15 protein-coding genes are annotated in these 17337 nt (G+C 41.9%); 11 read left to right on the top strand and 4 right to left on the bottom strand.

All coding sequences use genetic code 11. The features are described from left to right. Positions 1-106 precede the first annotated feature (106 nt). The 8 genes from A5882_RS17215 to A5882_RS17180 all read left to right on the top strand — a co-directional run bounded on the left by A5882_RS17215 (position 107) and on the right by A5882_RS17180 (position 12255). The gene (locus A5882_RS17215; RefSeq protein WP_086316425.1) at positions 107-1747 is read left to right on the top strand and encodes a PRD domain-containing protein; all 1641 of its coding nucleotides are present in this window, start codon (positions 107-109) and stop codon (positions 1745-1747) included. Beyond that, the gene (locus tag A5882_RS17210; RefSeq protein WP_016613656.1) at positions 1744-2172 is read left to right on the top strand and encodes a PTS sugar transporter subunit IIA; all 429 of its coding nucleotides are present in this window, start codon (positions 1744-1746) and stop codon (positions 2170-2172) included. The genes A5882_RS17215 and A5882_RS17210 overlap by 4 nt, the downstream gene beginning before the upstream one ends. Before the next feature lie 12 nt (positions 2173-2184). Beyond that, a complete protein-coding gene (locus tag A5882_RS17205; protein ID WP_016613655.1) occupies positions 2185-2466 on the top strand; it encodes a PTS sugar transporter subunit IIB in 282 nt (93 codons plus the stop codon). Positions 2467-2468: 2 nt separating this feature from the next. After that, the gene (locus A5882_RS17200; RefSeq protein ID WP_005234555.1) at positions 2469-3719 is read left to right on the top strand and encodes a PTS ascorbate transporter subunit IIC; all 1251 of its coding nucleotides are present in this window, start codon (positions 2469-2471) and stop codon (positions 3717-3719) included. Beyond that, positions 3720-4457: an SIS domain-containing protein gene (locus A5882_RS17195; RefSeq protein ID WP_005234557.1), complete on the top strand. Its 738-nt coding sequence runs from the start codon at positions 3720-3722 to the stop codon at positions 4455-4457. 399 nt (positions 4458-4856) lie between these two features. Further along, the gene (locus A5882_RS17190) at positions 4857-8984 is read left to right on the top strand and encodes a S8 family serine peptidase (protein WP_086373193.1); all 4128 of its coding nucleotides are present in this window, start codon (positions 4857-4859) and stop codon (positions 8982-8984) included. A 132-nt stretch (positions 8985-9116) separates the two neighbouring features. After that, the gene (locus A5882_RS17185) at positions 9117-10658 is read left to right on the top strand and encodes a hypothetical protein (protein WP_016613652.1); all 1542 of its coding nucleotides are present in this window, start codon (positions 9117-9119) and stop codon (positions 10656-10658) included. Positions 10659-10725: 67 nt separating this feature from the next. Further along, on the top strand, positions 10726-12255 hold the full coding sequence (locus tag A5882_RS17180; protein WP_016613651.1) for a hypothetical protein: 1530 nt from the start codon (positions 10726-10728) through the stop codon (positions 12253-12255). A gap of 351 nt (positions 12256-12606) precedes the next feature. Here the strand turns inward: A5882_RS17180 and A5882_RS17175 are convergent, their stop codons facing one another. Both A5882_RS17175 and A5882_RS17170 read right to left on the bottom strand, forming a co-directional pair. Further along, the gene (locus A5882_RS17175) at positions 12607-13446 is read right to left on the bottom strand and encodes an aldo/keto reductase (protein ID WP_016613649.1); all 840 of its coding nucleotides are present in this window, start codon (positions 13444-13446) and stop codon (positions 12607-12609) included. Positions 13447-13574: 128 nt separating this feature from the next. Next, positions 13575-14402, bottom strand: a complete 828-nt coding sequence (locus A5882_RS17170) for a manganese catalase family protein (RefSeq protein WP_034872349.1) — start codon at positions 14400-14402, stop codon at positions 13575-13577. A gap of 186 nt (positions 14403-14588) precedes the next feature. On the opposite strand from A5882_RS17170, the gene A5882_RS17165 reads away from it, so the two are divergent. After that, entirely contained in the window at positions 14589-15530 is a 942-nt protein-coding gene (locus tag A5882_RS17165) for a magnesium transporter CorA family protein (RefSeq protein WP_005234580.1), read from the top strand. 71 nt (positions 15531-15601) lie between these two features. Here A5882_RS17165 and A5882_RS17160 read toward each other — a convergent pair whose 3' ends face one another. Together A5882_RS17160 and A5882_RS19900 are read right to left on the bottom strand one after the other, a co-directional pair. Further along, positions 15602-15790, bottom strand: coding sequence for a hypothetical protein (locus A5882_RS17160; RefSeq protein ID WP_034872345.1), 189 nt, complete (start codon positions 15788-15790; stop codon positions 15602-15604). 13 nt (positions 15791-15803) lie between these two features. After that, entirely contained in the window at positions 15804-15995 is a 192-nt protein-coding gene (locus A5882_RS19900) for a hypothetical protein (RefSeq protein WP_176462033.1), read from the bottom strand. A gap of 454 nt (positions 15996-16449) precedes the next feature. Between A5882_RS19900 and A5882_RS17150 the strand changes: the two genes are divergently transcribed. Together A5882_RS17150 and A5882_RS17145 are read left to right on the top strand one after the other, a co-directional pair. Beyond that, positions 16450-16698, top strand: coding sequence for a GlsB/YeaQ/YmgE family stress response membrane protein (locus A5882_RS17150; RefSeq protein ID WP_005225422.1), 249 nt, complete (start codon positions 16450-16452; stop codon positions 16696-16698). Positions 16699-16879: 181 nt separating this feature from the next. Beyond that, positions 16880-17281, top strand: a complete 402-nt coding sequence (locus A5882_RS17145) for an Ohr family peroxiredoxin (RefSeq protein WP_005225423.1) — start codon at positions 16880-16882, stop codon at positions 17279-17281. Positions 17282-17337: the final 56 nt, after the last annotated feature.

The raw sequence follows: 17337 nt of genomic DNA, 5'->3' as shown, positions 1-17337 counted from the left end.
GAGCCTTAAAAATCAAAGTGTACACTCCTTTTAATCATTCTTTAATCTAACAATTAGCCTTCTAATTTGGTACAGTAGCAATAAAATAGATGTAGAGGGTGAGCGTATGAAAATGAATTATTCGGGGACATCGGAACGAAGGATTTTGATTTTTAAACGGTTGATTGCTGGCGAGCACCTCAGCTATCAGCAGTTAGCAGAGGATTATTTCGTTTCCCGCAGCAGCATTGCTAAAGATATTTCTTATTTAAAAGAGCTGTTTCAAAAAGAAAGCTTACGTCTGAGATTTGATAATTCAGGTACATTTTTTGAAGGAAGTGAATCCCAGATCCATCGAGTGCTCAAACGCTTTTGCTTAATGATGCTGGATCAACCAGCGGCGTTTTCCTTGTTGGTGGAACCTGCGAAATACCAGGAAGTAAATCAGGCCTTTCGTCGAGCATTAGTGGAAAAACAAGTAGAAATGCCCGACAGCTATATCCAAAGTATCGTCCTTTCCATCGTGCTGCTGATCGAGCGGGCGAGTCATGCGGAAAGCTTAGTGATTGAAGAAAACCGCCAAGTGGGGAAGTTGTTTTTGGAGTTCGACAAATATCCGTTAGTCTATGAGCTACTGAAAGAAATCGAAGAACAACACATTTATCAATTTTCACCAAAAGAAGTGCAATATCTAACCTACCTGATTGTCGGTAGCGGCTTGAAATTTTTTATGAAAAGTGAAAAAGTTCCTTTTGTCTTTCGGGGAAAAGTGCGTAACTTGATTCAAAAGATCAGCGAAGGCTTAGGCACCGACTTGACCCAAGACAATCGTTTGGAAGAAGATGTGACGATCCATCTGTATCAACTACTGCTGCGGATCGAAGCGCAAACCACAGTCATCAACCCTTTGTTAGAAGAAATCAAACAAAACTATCCTGCCTTGTATGGCGTGGTCTGGTTCTCGCTTCATGATTTCTTGAAAGCGTATCAAGTGGGGATCTCTGATGATGAGATCGGATTTGTCACGATCCATTTTCAAGCAGCAATCGAGCGAATGCGTCGCATGAACAAAATCATTTTTGTCTGTCCCAATGGTGTCGGCACTAGCTCATTTGTCTCTGCGAAAATTCGTCGCATTCTGCCTGAAATCGACAGTATCGAAACCGTTTCAGTAGAAAAATTAAAGCAGATGGACATCTCGGCGATCGATTTTATTATTTCAACCATCGATCTCGTCGGGATTCAAAAACCTGTGGTGCGGATCTCGCCTATGGTGACTAATCGCGACATGAAGCGGATCATGAATCACTACATCGATTTAGTCATCGATAATGAGGCGGTGGTCGATCAAAATGGTTTACTTCTTCAAGCCCAATCGATGATCCAGCCAACCGTCTTTTTCGAGCGATTTGCCAGTAAAACAGAAGCCATCAATTTTTTGGTCGAACAAACCCCTTTTAGTGATGAAAAACGAAAAGCGCAGTTTCGGCAATCCGTCATTGAAAGAGAGCAGCTACAATCAACCTATTTAGATAATGGCTTTGCCATCCCTCATGGCAATCCGAATTATGTCGAAAAAACAGCGATCTCGATCCTGCTTTTGGATCAGCCAGTAGAATGGGGCAACCAAAAAGCCGACATCATTATTTTATTGATGATCCGAGAGGATGAGACGCAAAAGGTGGAACCAATGATGAAATTGATCATGCAAGGAATCGAAAACAAAGAATGGTTCCTATCAAAAATGTTGGAGGTTAAATCAGAATGAAAGTGAAGGATTATTTGCCTGAGAAGCATATACAGACGGATGAGACAGTGGCAGATTGGCGCTCAGCTGTAAAATTAGCCAGTCAGCCCTTGCTCGATGAAGCGCTGATCACGTCAGCTTACATCGAAGCGATGATTCAAAGCGTGGAAGAAAATGGTCCTTACATGGTGTTGGCGGATTACTTTGCGCTGATGCATGCCCGTCCTGGAGAAGGGGTTTTGGAGCAAAGTATGAGCCTTTTAGTAACGAAACAGCCCATCGATCTTGAGGGCAAACCGGTGCGGATATTTCTTGTCTTAGCCGCCGCAGATAGTGAAAGCCATCTAGAAAGCTTGAAAGAGATCATGGCGATCTTTATGGATGAAGAAAAATACAACGTGATATTAAACGGCGATCGGGAACAAATTTGTCAATTATTCCAATAGGAGGAAAAGGATATGAAAATTTTAGCAGTATGTGGATTTGGTGTAGGAAGCTCAATGGTATTGAAGATGACGATCGATAAGGTGATCAAAGAGTTAGGGTTGACGGCAACTGCCGAGAATACTGATTTATCAACGGCAAAAGCGACACCAGCAGATGTTTATTTTACGAGTAATGAATTATTGAATGAGTTAAAAGGATCCGTGAAAGCACCCGTTTATCCAATCAAAAAGTATATGGATAAAGAAGAAGTCAAACAGCAAATGGAAAAATTTTTAGCTGAAAGAGAGGGATAATCATGAATTTTGTCACGGATTATATTTTAAAAAATCCGCCAGTCCTATTGGGGATCATTGCCATGATTGGGTTATTGGTACAAAGAAAGCCCTTCGCAGAAGTCGTCAAAGGAACCTTAACAGCTTCCTTCGGGATGGTGGCATTGACGGCTGGGGTAAACATGTTGGTGGGAACGATCGCACCGATCAATGCTGCGGTTCAAACCCAATTAGGCGTTGCTGTGTCAGATGGACTCTCTGACATCACCTTTACGGCAGAATACGGCGGAACAGTTGGTTTAGCGATGTTTTTCGGCCTGATCATTCATCTATTGATTGCTCGCTTTACACCTGTGAAGACGATTTTCCTCACCGGTCACATGTTGTGGTGGTTCCCATTCGTCATCGTCGCTGGGGGCGTTGAAGGCGGACTTACCGGAATCCCACTGTTGATCTTAGGGGCGGTTCTATCTGCTTGTTACTGGTCCTTCATGCCATGGATCATGCGTAAATATGTGTGGGATGCCACAGGCGATGATTCATTCTTGATCGGTCATCCAACGGGGATCTTGTCATTGGTTTCAGGCTTTGTTGCAAAACGGGTCGGAAACAAAGAAAAATCGACGGAAGATTTGAAAGTGCCAGAAAATCTATCGTTTTTCCGTGAAATATCGATTACTGGCGCGTTAGTGATGTTTTTGATGAATATCGTTATCGGTCTGATTGCGCCCGTATTAGTTCCTGAAGGGGGCAACTTGGTGATGTTTGCGGTTGATGCTGGCTTGAACTTCGGTGCAGGACTATTGATCATGTTGTATGGGGTACGTCTATTGATCAACCAAATCATTCCCGCCTTTCAAGGGATCGCAGAAAAAGTCGTTCCTGGAGCAAAACCAGCTTTTGATGTGCCCATCTTGTTCAACTATCGTCCAAATGCTGTAATCATCGGCTTTATCGTGGCGATGATCACCTCAACGATTTTAGTGGTCATTGCCAATACGACCAACGTCTTTGGCATTTTGATCGTTCCTTTAGTCATCACCAGCTTCTTTGAATGTGGCGGTGCTGCGGTGATTGGCGAAGGACAAGGGGGCTTGCGAGGGGCCATTATTGGTACGATCACAGCTTCTGTCGTTATGGTAGCACTCGTTGGGATCTCTGCAGCGTTATTCTCAACGACGATTCAAAACTGGATCTTGATTTTCGGTGGGAACGATTTATCTTTATGGGGCATCCTTGGTGAATTGATCGGCAAGCTGTTTGGAGGGTTTTAAATGTTTCAATACTTTGAAAAAGCAAAAGAACTATTGTCTATTGTAGAAGAAAAAGAAGCACCAGCGATTGAGCAAGCCATTGAATTACTGACGCAAGCCAACTTGACCAAAAAAGCCATCTACATTTTTGGCGCTAGTCACGCTGGGATCTTAGCCGAAGAGATGTATTATCGAGCAGGCGGCATGATGACGATCAACGCGATCTTTGGAAGAGAACTGATGCTTGATCGCAGCCCAATCACCTTCACTAGTAAAATGGAGCGCTTAGAAGGCTACGGTAGTGCCTTGGCGGCGACCCAGCCCTTTACAGCAGGCGATGTGCTGATCTTGCATTCGGTGTCTGGGCGAAATCCAGTTATCATCGATATGGCGCTTCATGCCAAAGAAAAAGGGGTCAAGATCATCGCATTAACGAACCTTACCTATTCGAAAACAGTCAGCAGCCGTCATACATCAGGCTTGCGTTTGTTTGAAACGGCGGATATCGTCATCGACAATCATGGGGAGATTGGCGATGCTGCGTGTACGATTCCAGACGTAGAACAAAAAGTCGGACCTACATCCACCGTAGTCGGCGCAACGATCTTAAATGCGATCATCGTTGAAGTTTGCCAAAAACTAAAAGAAGCCGGTGTCGACTATCCGCCGATTTTTTACTCAGCGAATCTAGACGGCGGGGATGAATTGAACCAGTCCCTGTTTGAAAAGTACCAAGAAGCGATCCATTATCAGCTGTAAGTCAAGAGTTAGTCGTTCCTTAGCGAAATAAGACGGTCAAAGAAACCATTCAAGACATTTTCTCCTTGCGAGAGAATGTCTTTTTTTGCTTACTTGTTAGAAAAGGGCCGGAGCATAGGGATGAAAAAGCGATTCAAGCAAAGAAGACTTAAACTGGAATTATGTATTTTTACTTAATAATGGTCTTTAAAAATAAAATTATATAAAATGCTAGCTAAAATATGAATAAAATACTACAAAAACGATTGTTGTTTAACTTCCCGCTCGGTATAATTAGCTTGGGAGCTACAGCAAGACAACAAATAATGAATAAAAAATCTACAAACCGTTGATTAGAAAGGAGCAGCTTATGGAGTAGGTAGTGGGTATCGATTTTTCGATAAGAAGGAGAGGAAGAATATGAAAAAAGAAAAGAGAATGTTAGGTGATAAAAGTTATTGTGAAGAAACAGACAAGCGAAGGAGTCGGAAACTACATAAGTATCTGCTTGTCGGACTGATCGTTGTCCTTGTACTTAATCTATTTCCATTTGGTCGTTATGCTGACAATGTGGTAGAAGCCGTTACTTCTACAGAACAAAAGCAAAATAGTGAAGATGGTATCGAATATACAGAGATTCATTCAGCAGAAGAATTAGATACCTTAATACGTAAGGAACTAAACGGTAATTTTAAGCTAGTTAAGGACATTGATCTATCCGACTATCGTTCTAATACAAATACTGCGAATCAAGGATGGCTACCGATCCCAAACTTTACGGGTGTGTTCAATGGTAATGGCCATACGATCAGTGGGTTGCGGATAAATCGAACAGGTAGTAGTTTTTTAGGTTTATTTGGTTCAGTCAATGGAGCGACAATCAAAAATGTGACCGTTGCACTTGGTGGGGATATCCTAGGATCTTCCGCTGTTGGTGTCATTGCAGGGCGAACGACGCATGTAACAAACAATGGTGCCGTTTTAGAAAACAATCAGGTGATTGGCAACGGGCATACAGTTAGAGCCACGGCGCTGCTTGGGTATGCCGGCGGGCTGATTGGTTATTCTGGAGATAATACACGACTGGAAAACAATCAGGTAGAACATATCAATGTCCTGACAAATAGCGTTAGCAATTACGCCGGAGGACTTGTCGGTGCTGCTCGTAACTCTTCATTATTCGATAATGCAATCAATCGTGCCAAGGTAGAGGCGTATTCCTATGCTGGAGGGATAGCTGGGGTTACTTATGGATACTCTGCTCAGGCGCACAGCAATGGCACATTAGTAACGAAAAACATTGTCGATACTGAAAGCAGCGTACAGGGAAGAGGCTCCTATGCCGGAGGGGCATTTGGGGCAATTTATGAAGGCAGTGAAGTGCGGCAAACACTGACGCATGCGAAAGTAGTCGGCAAAGGGGCCTACAATGGCGGCTTTGCTGGAGTTATTTACGATCGTTCAACGGTTGACCAGTCTGCGGCTTATGGTTCTGTCGAGGCTGTGCGCTATACAGGTGGCTTTGTCGGAGCGTTGTATAACTCGGCCTCTGTAAGTAATTCTTACGCACGAGGAGCAGTGACTGGAACAACCGAACTAGGTGGCTTTGTTGGTACATTCTATGATTCAGCGATCATTGAAAACAGCTATGCAGCGAATACGATCCATACGGATGAAAGAAATCAAGAGCGTGCAGGTGCTTTTGCCGGTCAACATCTTGGCACACGGCAACAATATGCAGGGACGAATTATTTTGATCAGCAAATAGCTGGTATCGCACAAAATTTAAGTAATGCAGGCGGCGAGCAAACGAGTGGTGCTAGACCTCAAGGAAAAGATACGCAAGAATTTTCACAGTCAGGGACATTCGATGGGTGGGACTTTGAAGATACTTGGATCATTGATAAGGGCTATCCAGTATTTCAATTTTCCTATAAAGAACCTGACATTCCAAAGGAGATCGAAGAACCCATGATCATTGTTCATACAGCGTTTCCAGAAGGAGAAGTCACTGTCCCATTCATTGACATTGAGTATACAGCAACCCCAACAATAGGCAATGAGATTATAGAAGTCTATGTGAAGATCAACGGTAATTTTGATAGTTATTTGTATCTGAAAGGCGGGAATGGTATTACGCCCAAGGGTGAGTTGGGCACAGGGAGAGTCTTTTTCCGACCGATACAAGGAGAAAATCATATTGAGGTCGTGGCTTTTGATAGTAGTGGTGTGACAGGAAGTTATAAAGTTGATCAACCTGTGAAAGTGGTGGAACATCCTGTTCCAGATTCACCAAAACCAGAAGAAATTAGTACGGAGTTCTTTTGGGAAGATGAACGCACCTTTGTGAATAATCGCTTCCAGTTATGGCTTACAGGAGCTACCGTTGAGGAAAGAAAAAATGTGACGCCAGAGCTGATTGAAGAAGCACTTGCTTCCATTGATGCCACTTTATTGATCGAACCTGATTGGCTCGGTCAGCTTACTGTTCAAGTGAAAGAAAGTACGGCAGAAGAGCTGATTGAAATGATTGAAGATGTGATAGAAAATTTCCCAGAAGTCTTTGAAGATGGCAATCTTGATACATTAGATGATGCATCAATCAACGAAGTCACCCCTGTGGAAACACTGAGCAATAAGGAATATTTTCCTGACGATCCTTGGTGGAATAACGGTGAATGGGGGCTACGTGCGATTAATTTACCCGAAGCATGGGCGTTATTTGGCACACATGAAAGGGAGAATGTCAAAGTAGGGATTATTGATGATGGTGTTTGGGGGAAGCATGAGGACCTACAGATACCAGCTGGAAATACTGAAAATGATCCAAACGCTAAAACAAATACGGAACTATTTACAGCCGATCATGGTACGCATGTTATGGGAACGATCGGAGCCATTCAAGATAATCAACTAGGAGTCAGTGGAGTGATTAATATTTCACGGCAGAATCTTCTTAGTTATAATTCGTTTGATGGAATAGCTACAAATAGAAACACGGGTAAAAAATTTTTATCAACCAGTGCTAATGCTCAATTAAGTGGTTTAAAATGGAATGTCGAAAATGGGGCTCAAGTTGTAAACGTGAGTCTTGGTGGTAGCGGATTTCAATTTCCGCAATTGGGACTTTTTAATATTTTCATTAGGAAAACTCAACGATTAGTTGATGAGAACTATGAGTTTGTCATTGTTCATGCTGCAGGAAACAATGCGATTGATGCTAGATATGGGCAATCCTTTTCTAATATTGGAGAAAATCATGCATTAAGAGAACGAATTATAACAGTCGGAGCAACGACTAATGTGAATAATAGAATTCGGATGGCTAGTTTCTCTAATTATGGAACAATTGTAGATGTTGTTGCACCAGGGCATGATATAAAAAGTGCTTCATCGGTTAGCAAGGACTTATATGTTAATAAGAACGGTACTTCCATGGCAGCACCTCATGTTACTGGTCTTGCCGCTCTTGTATGGTCGGAAAACCCAGGTCTTTCTGGTGCTCAAGTTAAGGGGGTTATTACTCAGTCTGCGATACGCTCTGGTTTAAAAGTCACAGAAACCAGACCAAATACTCCTGAAATGACCTATTATCAAGTAAGTGCTTTTGCGGCTTTAAAGCAAGCTCGTGGTGTAGATCCGGACAGGGATACGGTTCTGATTCGAGGGAAAGTCAGACAAGAATCTACCGGTTACTTATTAGAAAATGCTCGCGTTCATTTGTATCAGAATAATAAACTATTAGAACAAACATGGACGAATTCATTGGGTGAATTTCGTTTCTTCAATCAACCACCCGGTCATGATTATCGAATCACAGTTCATTACCCATGGCATATTGCTGCAAGAATCAATAATTTTTCTGTTCCAGAGGGTATCAAAGAAAGAGATGTTGGGACAGTTGTTCTACATGATTCCTCTTATGTAGGAATTGACACTGTCTTTTTATTAGATGATTCTGGCAGTATCAGCGCGAATAATTTTAGGCAGATGACTAATGAAGTACAGGCATTATTTTTAAATGAAGATGCTTTTACGAGTGACGATCGGATTAGCTTGTTTACCTTTAATTCTAGAGTAAATCGACATTTCTCATTTTTAAATCCTTTACTTGCAGCTGAACGGCTTCCTAGGCAAGTTGGCGGTAGTACTGCATTAAACCAAGCAATTGCGCAAGGTAACCAAGAATTTGAACAGTATGGACGAAAAAACGCAAAAAAAGTAATGGTTGTTCTTACAGATGGACACAATAATATTTCAGGTCCCCCAGAGGCAGAATTGATCCAACAGGCTAAAGAAAACGATGTAACAATCTTTTCTATAGGGGTGGGGAATAATCTAAATCAACGCTTTCTCGAAAATATTGCAAAAGAAACAGATGGTGAATTCTTCCACATCTCTAACTTCCAACAATTAGCAGAAATTTTTGAAAAAATTCGTTACGAGCTATTTGATGAAAATATTCAAAAGCTGCAAATCGAACTCTCAGAAACTAGTGCTCAAAATCTTCAGACGACCAATGTGGAGTCTGAACGTTTAGCAGCATAAGGTTCTTTTTAAGGAACATGAATTTGTTGTTCATCAAATGGTTATCAATTAGTTTTTTTACTAGTGAAAAATAATCATTTGATGAACATTTTTCATAAACTTCGAAAACCTCAGATGTAAGGAGTGAATTGAATGCAATCAGATCAACGCATAGCCGCAATGAGTAAGAAAGAGGCTGATAGAGCAAATCCTTTATGTATCATTCTTTGTATTTTATTAATTTGTTTCACCATCTGTCACTTTTTAGTTTTACCTGTAAAAGCAGCCGAAGTTTCAGATACTGATTCAATTCAGATAGAAGGCACCTTAGCGGCCATCCTCAACAGCGAAAGAATTAATCCAGAACCCACAGAGCCGCTCACTGAACCATTGCTGGAAATCGTCACGGAACTTCCGAATTCAGAATTGATGGTTCCTTTTTTAGAATTGATTTATGCGGTCACACCAAGCGAAGGGCAAACGTTAGAAGAAGTCTATGTCAATGTGAACGGCGAATACGATCAGCACTTGTATCAAAAAAAAGCGGGAGAACCTGAAGTTACAGAGCGAACATTCGGTGAAGCTCGTCTCTTTCTTTCTACCGATGAACAGGAGAGCCGATTTGAATTAGTCGCCGTCGATAGCAGTAACAGAAGGACTTATTATCCCATAGAGCAGTCATTTTGGTTATCGGAAAATCCCGAACCGCCGTTGCCGACTATTGCCGACATATCAATACTTGATCGTTATGAAGGAAAGATAGCTTTTGTACATAATCGTCTCCATCTCCAATATAATGACGAGATACTTACAGGAATAAACGAGCAAAACGGCGAAACGAGTTTAGATCAGCTGTTGGATGAACTTTCTTACTATGACATGGAGTTGATTGCTGGACCAGACAAGAATGAGAGAGTAACGATTCAGTTAAAGCAAACTCCTTATAGAGAGCTTAATAGATTTATTTATGATTTAGAAACATTTACTTCTGGTATTGTTACCGATGGAGAAATTGAAGAGATGACTTTAGCTGAGGTGGACCAGTTACCCAAAACAGCAGCACCTGTCGATCGCTCGGTTGAGTTTAAACGGCATATGTTAAAAATCGGTTGGGTACCGGGCTTGTTTTTCCGAAGGTATCAGGACAACGTGGTAGGTTTCAAGCTGCATGAAGAAACCATTTTTTTAAATCCCGAGTCGTTTCCTGAAACTTATCTCAGTAAGAAACTGATAAATGAAAAAATCGACGAAGCTGTTGCAGCGATTGACGGCATTCGTTTAGAAGAAAATCGACTTTCTTATCCTTATGTGCAAATAGCTGTAAGAGGAAATACACCAAGGAATTTAGTGAAGAAAGGGCAGCAACTACTGACGAATTATCCCGAAGTCTTTTCAAAAGGGTATGTAATAATCAGAGGAAGGCAAAATATTTATGGCTATACTACCACAGCCGAATACAAACGACGATGGCGTGTTAGGAGTAATTTTGAAGAACGAAACTACCCTATCCGGGCAATCATCAACCCGAATGGCACAGTTTCTTCGTTAATGGATATAGGTTGGCACGGCGTGACTGTTAGCATGGCGTTAGTGATAGGATTTGGTTCTATCGGCTTTATTGTATTTATATGTGAACTTTTTGCTTGTCAAAGGGCAGAAAAACGAAAAAGGAATAGGCAATCAGGTAGAAACTGATACCCGTTTGTCATTCTTAAATTCTAATAGAATTCTGTTACCTCCAAAGAAGAAAGGAGCAAAGTGAATGCAATCCGCTGCGCAAATAAATTCAAACGACGAGAAAGGCATTAAAAACCTCTTTCGCAACCATAAAATCTTTAGTCTGTGTTTCTTTGCTCTTACCATCTATCATATGTCCAGTTGGCAAGTATTAGCAGCCGAAGAACCAACCGACCAGTCCCAAGGCGTCTTAGCCGACATCCTCAACAGCGAAAGGATTACCCCAGAACCCACAGAGCCACTCACTGAACCATTGCTGGAAATTGTCACAGAGCTACCCGATTCAGAACTAATGATTCCCTTCTTTGAATTGATTTATGCGGTAACACCAAGTGAGGGGGAAATGCTGAAAGAAGTCTATGTCAATGTGAATGGCGAATACGATCGGCATTTGTATCAAAGAGCGATGGGGGAGCCAAAGGTCACAGAGCGGAAATTTGGCGAAGCACGACTTTTTATTTCTGAAAATCAACAAAAAAGCCGATTTGAATTGGTCGCCGTCGATAGCAGTAACAAAAGGACTTACTATCCCATAGAACAGTCATTTTGGTTATCCGAAAATCCCGAACCACCATCGCCGACTATCGCTGATGTAACGACGGAAGAGTATTTCGATGAAGAAGTGACCTTCATTAACAATCGGATCCAGTTTCAACTGGATAGGAAGCGCTTTAATCAAGAATTCGGGTCAAACCATGAAACGGTTTTAGACAAATTGCTTTATGAACTTTCATATTTTGGTGGTGAACTTCTATCCGGTCCAGATAAAAATGATTTTGCAACAATTCGTTTGAAGGGAACTTCTTATGAAGAGCTTGAAAGGATTATACAGAAGTCAATCTCAGAATCCTATGGATTTATCGCTGATGGAAAGATCCAAGAGATAGATTTAGCCACATCAGACTTATTGCCTAGTGAGGAAGAACCTGTCAACCGCTCCTTTGAGTTAAAACCTGAAATGGTGCGAGTTGGTTTTGTTCCTGGATTGTTTTTGAGAAGGTACCAAAACAATGTGTTGAGCTTTCAATTGCATGAAGAAACATCTTTTTTGAATGCTGAAACGTTTCCAGAGACTTACCTTAGTAAAAAACTGATTGAAAATAAGATTGATGAAACAATTACAGCAATAGATGGGATTCGATTGGAAAGAAATCCTTCTAGTTATTCTCTTTTCCGCGTAAAGGTTGCTGATGGGACACCTAGAGAATTGATAAAAAAAGCCCAAAAACTATTGGCAGAGCACCCCAACATTTTTGCAGAAGCACGTTTAGCTATATTGGCAGACATAAAAACACCACGTTATGACACAATTCCTGAATACGAAAGAAAACCTCTTGATAGGCGATTAAATCACTTAGAACAACAAATATACCAATTTTGGGGAAGCATTAATGAAAATGGCACAGTTTCTTCAATGGCAGATATGGGCTTGAGAGGGCTGCCGACTATCGTGAAACTACTAGGAGGTGCCGGTCTATTTTGTGGCATTCTGAGTTTCGCCATCTTCATTTACCGAAAAAGACCTCCTCGCAAGAAACACGAATTTTGGGGATAATGTTCACTGATGGGCATGTGGAAATTCCTTTCAAGCTGAAGGAGAACGGGGGGAACGTTGTTGTCTTTAAGTGTCGAAACAGTGAAGGACAACCTTCTTTCAAGAAACCGACATTCGATTAAAAGCTGTGATGAACGCCTAGCTGAGGCTTGTCGCCTTTAAGAAAATCGAACTGCTAGCAAGGAAATTTCTGCCAAAAAGAATATTTTGATCTTACGACTTTGATCCAGGCAAAGCTAACCACTGGAGCCTTGGTTACATAAAAAACCTCTCAAAAGCAGCTGGTCGCTGATTTTTGAGAGGTTTTGTCTACCAAGAGATAGCTATGGTGTTTTTTCCAGTTGAAATTGTTTATTCAAATTCTTCATACTCATTTGGGTCTTGACCATCGATGCGGCCGTCTGCTTTGTTTAACTGATTGATTTGATTGATTTCATCTTCAGTCAGTTCAAAGTCGAAGATCGCAAGATTTTCTCGTTGATGGGCGAGGTTTCTTGATTTAGGTAGGGGCAAAATGCCACGTTCCACATGCCAGCGCAAGATGATTTGACCAGCTGATTTTTGGTATTTCTCAGCTAATTCAGTGATCAGTGGCTCTTTCAGGGCATCGCTGCCGCGGCCTAATGGGCTCCAAGCTTCCGTTACGATGCCGCGTTTTTTGTTCTCTGTAACCATTCGTTCTTGGACCCAGTAAGGATGGATCTCAATTTGATTTAGCGCAGGGGTCACACCAGTTGCTTCAATGATGGCATCCAAATGTTCTGGCTCGAAATTGGAAACGCCGATGGAACGGATCAAACCTAATTTCTGGGCGGTCACTAAGGCTTGCCAAGCTTCGACATATTTGCCGCGTTTTGGTAATGGCCAGTGGATCAAAAAGGCATCGAAGTAGTTGAGTCCCATGCGAGCAAGGGATTCTTGAATGCTGGTTAAGGCATCATCATAGCCATGGTATTTTCCCGGTAATTTTGAGGTGATATAAAATTCTGAACGTGGGATACCAGAGCGACGGATCGCTTTGCCGACAATGCCTTCATTGTCATAATTGGTTGAAGAATCGATCAATCGATACCCGTCAGCGATCGCTGCTTGCAGCTGGCTCAACCCTTCGCCACCGCGGATCTGATAGGTACCGATGCCCACGGCGGGGCGTAAATTGCCGTCGTTTAATGTCAGTAAAGGTGCTTTCATAAAATGATTCCTCCTTTTCTTTACATTCTACTCTAACGCTTTTTTGCCAGGAACGTAACCAACTTGCTCAAACAAAGAAAAAAGAGCAACGGTTTCTGTTTCAGAAACAATTGCTCTTTTTGATTAAATTATTTTTCAGGCGGTGTGCCATACATTTTTGGTGTGACTTGATCGAGTTTTGGCGCTTTTCCTTCGATCTTTGGTTCGTCTAGCCATTGGTATTCGCCTTCACCATCAAGGGCTTTGCCTTTCGCCCAAGAGCCTTCTTTACTTTGGTCGCCTTCTGAGAAGTTATAGAAATCATAAGCGATATCTAAGCGTTCGTTTTTGCGGTCAAAGGTAGTCGGCACTAAAATCGAGCCTTCATTTTCTTCCAATTCTTTCACGGCAGCTGCCCAAAGATTTTGGTGGTAGCTATCACGCGCTAATAAGACCGAAAGTAAGTCTTTGACCCCACGGTCATCGATCATTTCATAGATGCGTGCTACTTGCAGACGTCCTTGTGATTCTGCATTTAAGTTGGCACGGAAATCAGCAAGCAAGTTGCCACTAGCAATGATATACGCACCTGACCATGGATTGCCGACGCTATCAGCAGGACGTGGTCCTAAGCCGGCAACGATGGCATGTTGCGGGTTCATTCCGGAAATGATCGCACCGATCGTTGGGTCTTTTTTCATGGCAGCTTCCTGATCTTCCACAGGTGCACCTTCCAGCAGACGTGCAACCATCGTTGCTAACATTTCAACGTGTCCAAGCTCTTCAGTAGCGATATCCATCAACATATCTTTGTATTTTTCTTCCCCACGGCAGCTCCATCCTTGGAATAAGTATTGCATGGCAACACTCATCTCTCCATATTGTCCACCGATTAATTCTTGAAGGTATTTCGCAACTAACGGATTTGGTTTTTCTGGTTTAGCTTCAAACTGTAGTTCTTTTTGATGACGAAACATACTATTCCTCCTAAAATTTTTTATTGGGCCCATAAAAAGTTTCTCATGAATCGAAAGGTTCGTCTAATAAAATGCACTTAGTTCAAAATGAAAAAAGCTCCAAAAAGAAAAGCCATTTACTTTGACAAAAAGCGAGAAGCGTTAGATAGTTAAATTAAGAGAGAATTAGAAAAGGAGCGAGTCACCATGTTTCAGTATTACAAAATGGACGACCGAAAAATAAGGGAATCCTCGGGGGAAGATTACAATTGGCTGGTGGTTTCTGGGACAGATCCAGAGGAACAACGCCACTTGTTAGATAAGTATCAACTGCCCGAAGATATTTTTATTGGCGCCAACGAACCGGAAGAAGTCTCACGTTTGGAATACTTACGTAACACTAAGTTAAATCATCCGATTCTTTATACCTTGATCGATTTGTCAGAAGTGACACAAGACCGCATCGAAGATCGTTTAGAACCGGTGACGTTTATTTATACCAAAGATCTTTTAATCACTTATGTCTCTCATCAATCTACACTGATTAAACGCCTGATTGAAAAGCATGAGCAAGATATTCAACGGTATGAAGATATTGTTGCCTACTCGACGCTGATGATCTACACCCATTACATCAAAGGTCTGCAGGAAATGAAGAAACAGATCGATGCACTAGATGAAGCAGCTCGTAAAACGACGGAAAACAACGAATTGTTTAATTTAGCCGATACCGAACGAGACATGGTCTATCTGGATCACACCTTACGGGATCAGAACCATACCGTCGATCGTTTGATGGATCGCAAAGAATTTTTGGATCGTTTGGATAATGAAGCACTCGTTTATGACATTAAGCTACGACAGAAGTTTGCCATGAAAATGGTCACTATCTATCGCGACTTGTTAGAAACCATTGGTGGCTTGTTCTCCGATATGATGGACAACAATCTAAACCATCTGATGAAATACTTAGATTCTGCGGCATTGGTGGTGGCTGTGCCGTCCTTGATCGCGGGGCTATGGGGGATCAACACTGGGGGACTGCCAGGAAAAGACAATGCCATCGGTACGATCATTGTCTTTGGTTTGGCTATTTTAGTTGGGATATTAACCGCCATTTACTTGTCACGGAAAGACTTTTCAAAATAAAAAGCGCCGCTGCTCTGTGGCACCGTTCATCCATAAAAGGAGAATGGTGCGACGAAGCAGTTGGCATTTTTTTATTTTAACCCGCTGTCCAAATTGCTGTCGAGAGTCCAGCGCTGAAAGGCGAGAAAGACCAGCAGCAAAGGCAAAACAGAAATTACCGAGGCAGCAATCAAAATCGTCCAATGGATATTTTCCGCGCCCACCAAGCTGCGGTTCGCCACTTGCAAGGTGTATTTTTTCGGATTATTCAAGACGATCAAGGGCCAGATATAATCATTCCATCGCTACTGGAAGGAGAAGATCTCCAGTGTCATAATGATTGGTCGGGCAATCGGCAGCATGGTGATGGCGATGATAGAGGAAGAAAAAAATGGCATCGTATTTTGTAAGCGCATAGCTGCAGTCGGCACTGACTAGAATCCTCAATAAATCCGCGTAAGGCAAATCAGGAACTTCTACAGTCACACCGTTTTTTCTGAGTATTTTCCCGTCATTTTCAAATAAGTACCGCTTTCGCTGGGAGCTCTGGAAGCAAACATGGGAATCTGCGAAGACATTTCCAATCGGCAACGATCGAAACGTCCTCTAATGAAAAATAGATGAAGTGCTGAAAAGATAGCTGTCCTAAAACGCACTGAGGAGTAAAAAGTGCCAATTATCTGACAAAATGAGAGTGGCTCTCCCTCAGTTTAGCGAAGAAGATGCAAAATAAAAAATAAAGCGATTTCAAAAAATGCACGAATATTAAAAAAAACGAATTAAAGCTCTTACAACGATAATTAAGAAGTACTGGTAAACGTTAATATAACAAGGTTTGAAATTTTTTTTTGCAAATTGAGTGCAAATCTTTTGTCTAAAACGGGGATTAAGCGTAACATAATATGTGTAATAACTACTTAAAAGAAAGAAGGAGAAAAATATGCATTGGTTATGGGTATTAATCGTAGGAGCTATTATCGGTTTGATCGCCGGAGCTATCACAAATAAAGGTGGATCAATGGGTTGGATCGCCAACATCGTTGCAGGTTTAGTAGGTTCAGCTATTGGACAAGCAATCTTAGGTTCTTGGGGTCCATCACTTGCTGGAATGGCAATCGTCCCATCAATTATTGGTGCGGTTATTGTAGTTGCTGTTGTTTCATTCTTCTTAGGACGTTCAAACGGCTAGTCCATTCAGCAATTGTTTCCATTCATTTATTTCGGGTAGTAATTACCTCGAATAGACAGGCAAATCCAGATTTTCTGGGTTTGCCTTTTTTGTTTTTAAGGAAGCATAAGCAATCCTTTTGTCATATCGGGAAATTGTCGTTACACTTGAAGTAGGTCAAAAAAAGAAAGGAAGAGGTTCAATGAAAAAGCAATATGAAACAGCGATGATCAATCGAGGCGGACGTGTCGGAGAGGTCGAAGCACCAAATGGCAGTTTTCACCTGAAAATCGACAAACCGGGTCTTCACAGTGAGGGCACAAACCCAGAACAATTATTTGCCGCTGGCTATGCTTCTTGTTTCAACGGTGCCGTACAGCATATGCTGAAAGAGCATAACATCGAATCCGAATCCGAAGTTAAAGCAAGAGTGTCTTTGTATCAGCATGAGGACGGCAGTTACCAAATCGGCGTGATTTTAGAAGTGTCGTTACCAGGCGTTGAAAAAGCCGAGGCAGAGAAAATCGCAGAAGAAGCCCATGATTTTTGTCCGTATTCTCGGGCAACTCGTGGCAACATTGATGTCGAAGTACAAGTAGTCTAAGCATTATTGCAGCTAGACAAAAAATAAGCGGCTGATGAATCAGCCGACAAGAGGGA

The organism is Enterococcus sp. 4E1_DIV0656, assembly GCF_002140695.1.
GTDB classification, from domain to species: Bacteria; Bacillota; Bacilli; order Lactobacillales; family Enterococcaceae; genus Enterococcus_D; species Enterococcus_D entomosocium.
This window is presented reverse-complemented; position numbering and strand designations above follow the sequence as displayed.

Excerpts from the sequence above, each read along its gene's own strand:
- A5882_RS17215 (WP_086316425.1), top strand. The coding sequence starts at position 107 with ATGAAAATGAATTATTCGGGGACATCGGAACGAAGGATTTTGATTTTT.
- A5882_RS17210 (WP_016613656.1), top strand. The coding sequence starts at position 1,744 with ATGAAAGTGAAGGATTATTTGCCTGAGAAGCATATACAGACGGATGAG.
- A5882_RS17205 (WP_016613655.1), top strand. The coding sequence starts at position 2,185 with ATGAAAATTTTAGCAGTATGTGGATTTGGTGTAGGAAGCTCAATGGTA.
- A5882_RS17200 (WP_005234555.1), top strand. The coding sequence starts at position 2,469 with ATGAATTTTGTCACGGATTATATTTTAAAAAATCCGCCAGTCCTATTG.
- A5882_RS17195 (WP_005234557.1), top strand. The coding sequence starts at position 3,720 with ATGTTTCAATACTTTGAAAAAGCAAAAGAACTATTGTCTATTGTAGAA.
- A5882_RS17190 (WP_086373193.1), top strand. The coding sequence starts at position 4,857 with ATGAAAAAAGAAAAGAGAATGTTAGGTGATAAAAGTTATTGTGAAGAA.
- A5882_RS17185 (WP_016613652.1), top strand. The coding sequence starts at position 9,117 with ATGCAATCAGATCAACGCATAGCCGCAATGAGTAAGAAAGAGGCTGAT.
- A5882_RS17180 (WP_016613651.1), top strand. The coding sequence starts at position 10,726 with ATGCAATCCGCTGCGCAAATAAATTCAAACGACGAGAAAGGCATTAAA.
- A5882_RS17175 (WP_016613649.1), bottom strand. The coding sequence starts at position 13,446 with ATGAAAGCACCTTTACTGACATTAAACGACGGCAATTTACGCCCCGCC.
- A5882_RS17170 (WP_034872349.1), bottom strand. The coding sequence starts at position 14,402 with ATGTTTCGTCATCAAAAAGAACTACAGTTTGAAGCTAAACCAGAAAAA.
- A5882_RS17165 (WP_005234580.1), top strand. The coding sequence starts at position 14,589 with ATGTTTCAGTATTACAAAATGGACGACCGAAAAATAAGGGAATCCTCG.
- A5882_RS17150 (WP_005225422.1), top strand. The coding sequence starts at position 16,450 with ATGCATTGGTTATGGGTATTAATCGTAGGAGCTATTATCGGTTTGATC.
- A5882_RS17145 (WP_005225423.1), top strand. The coding sequence starts at position 16,880 with ATGAAAAAGCAATATGAAACAGCGATGATCAATCGAGGCGGACGTGTC.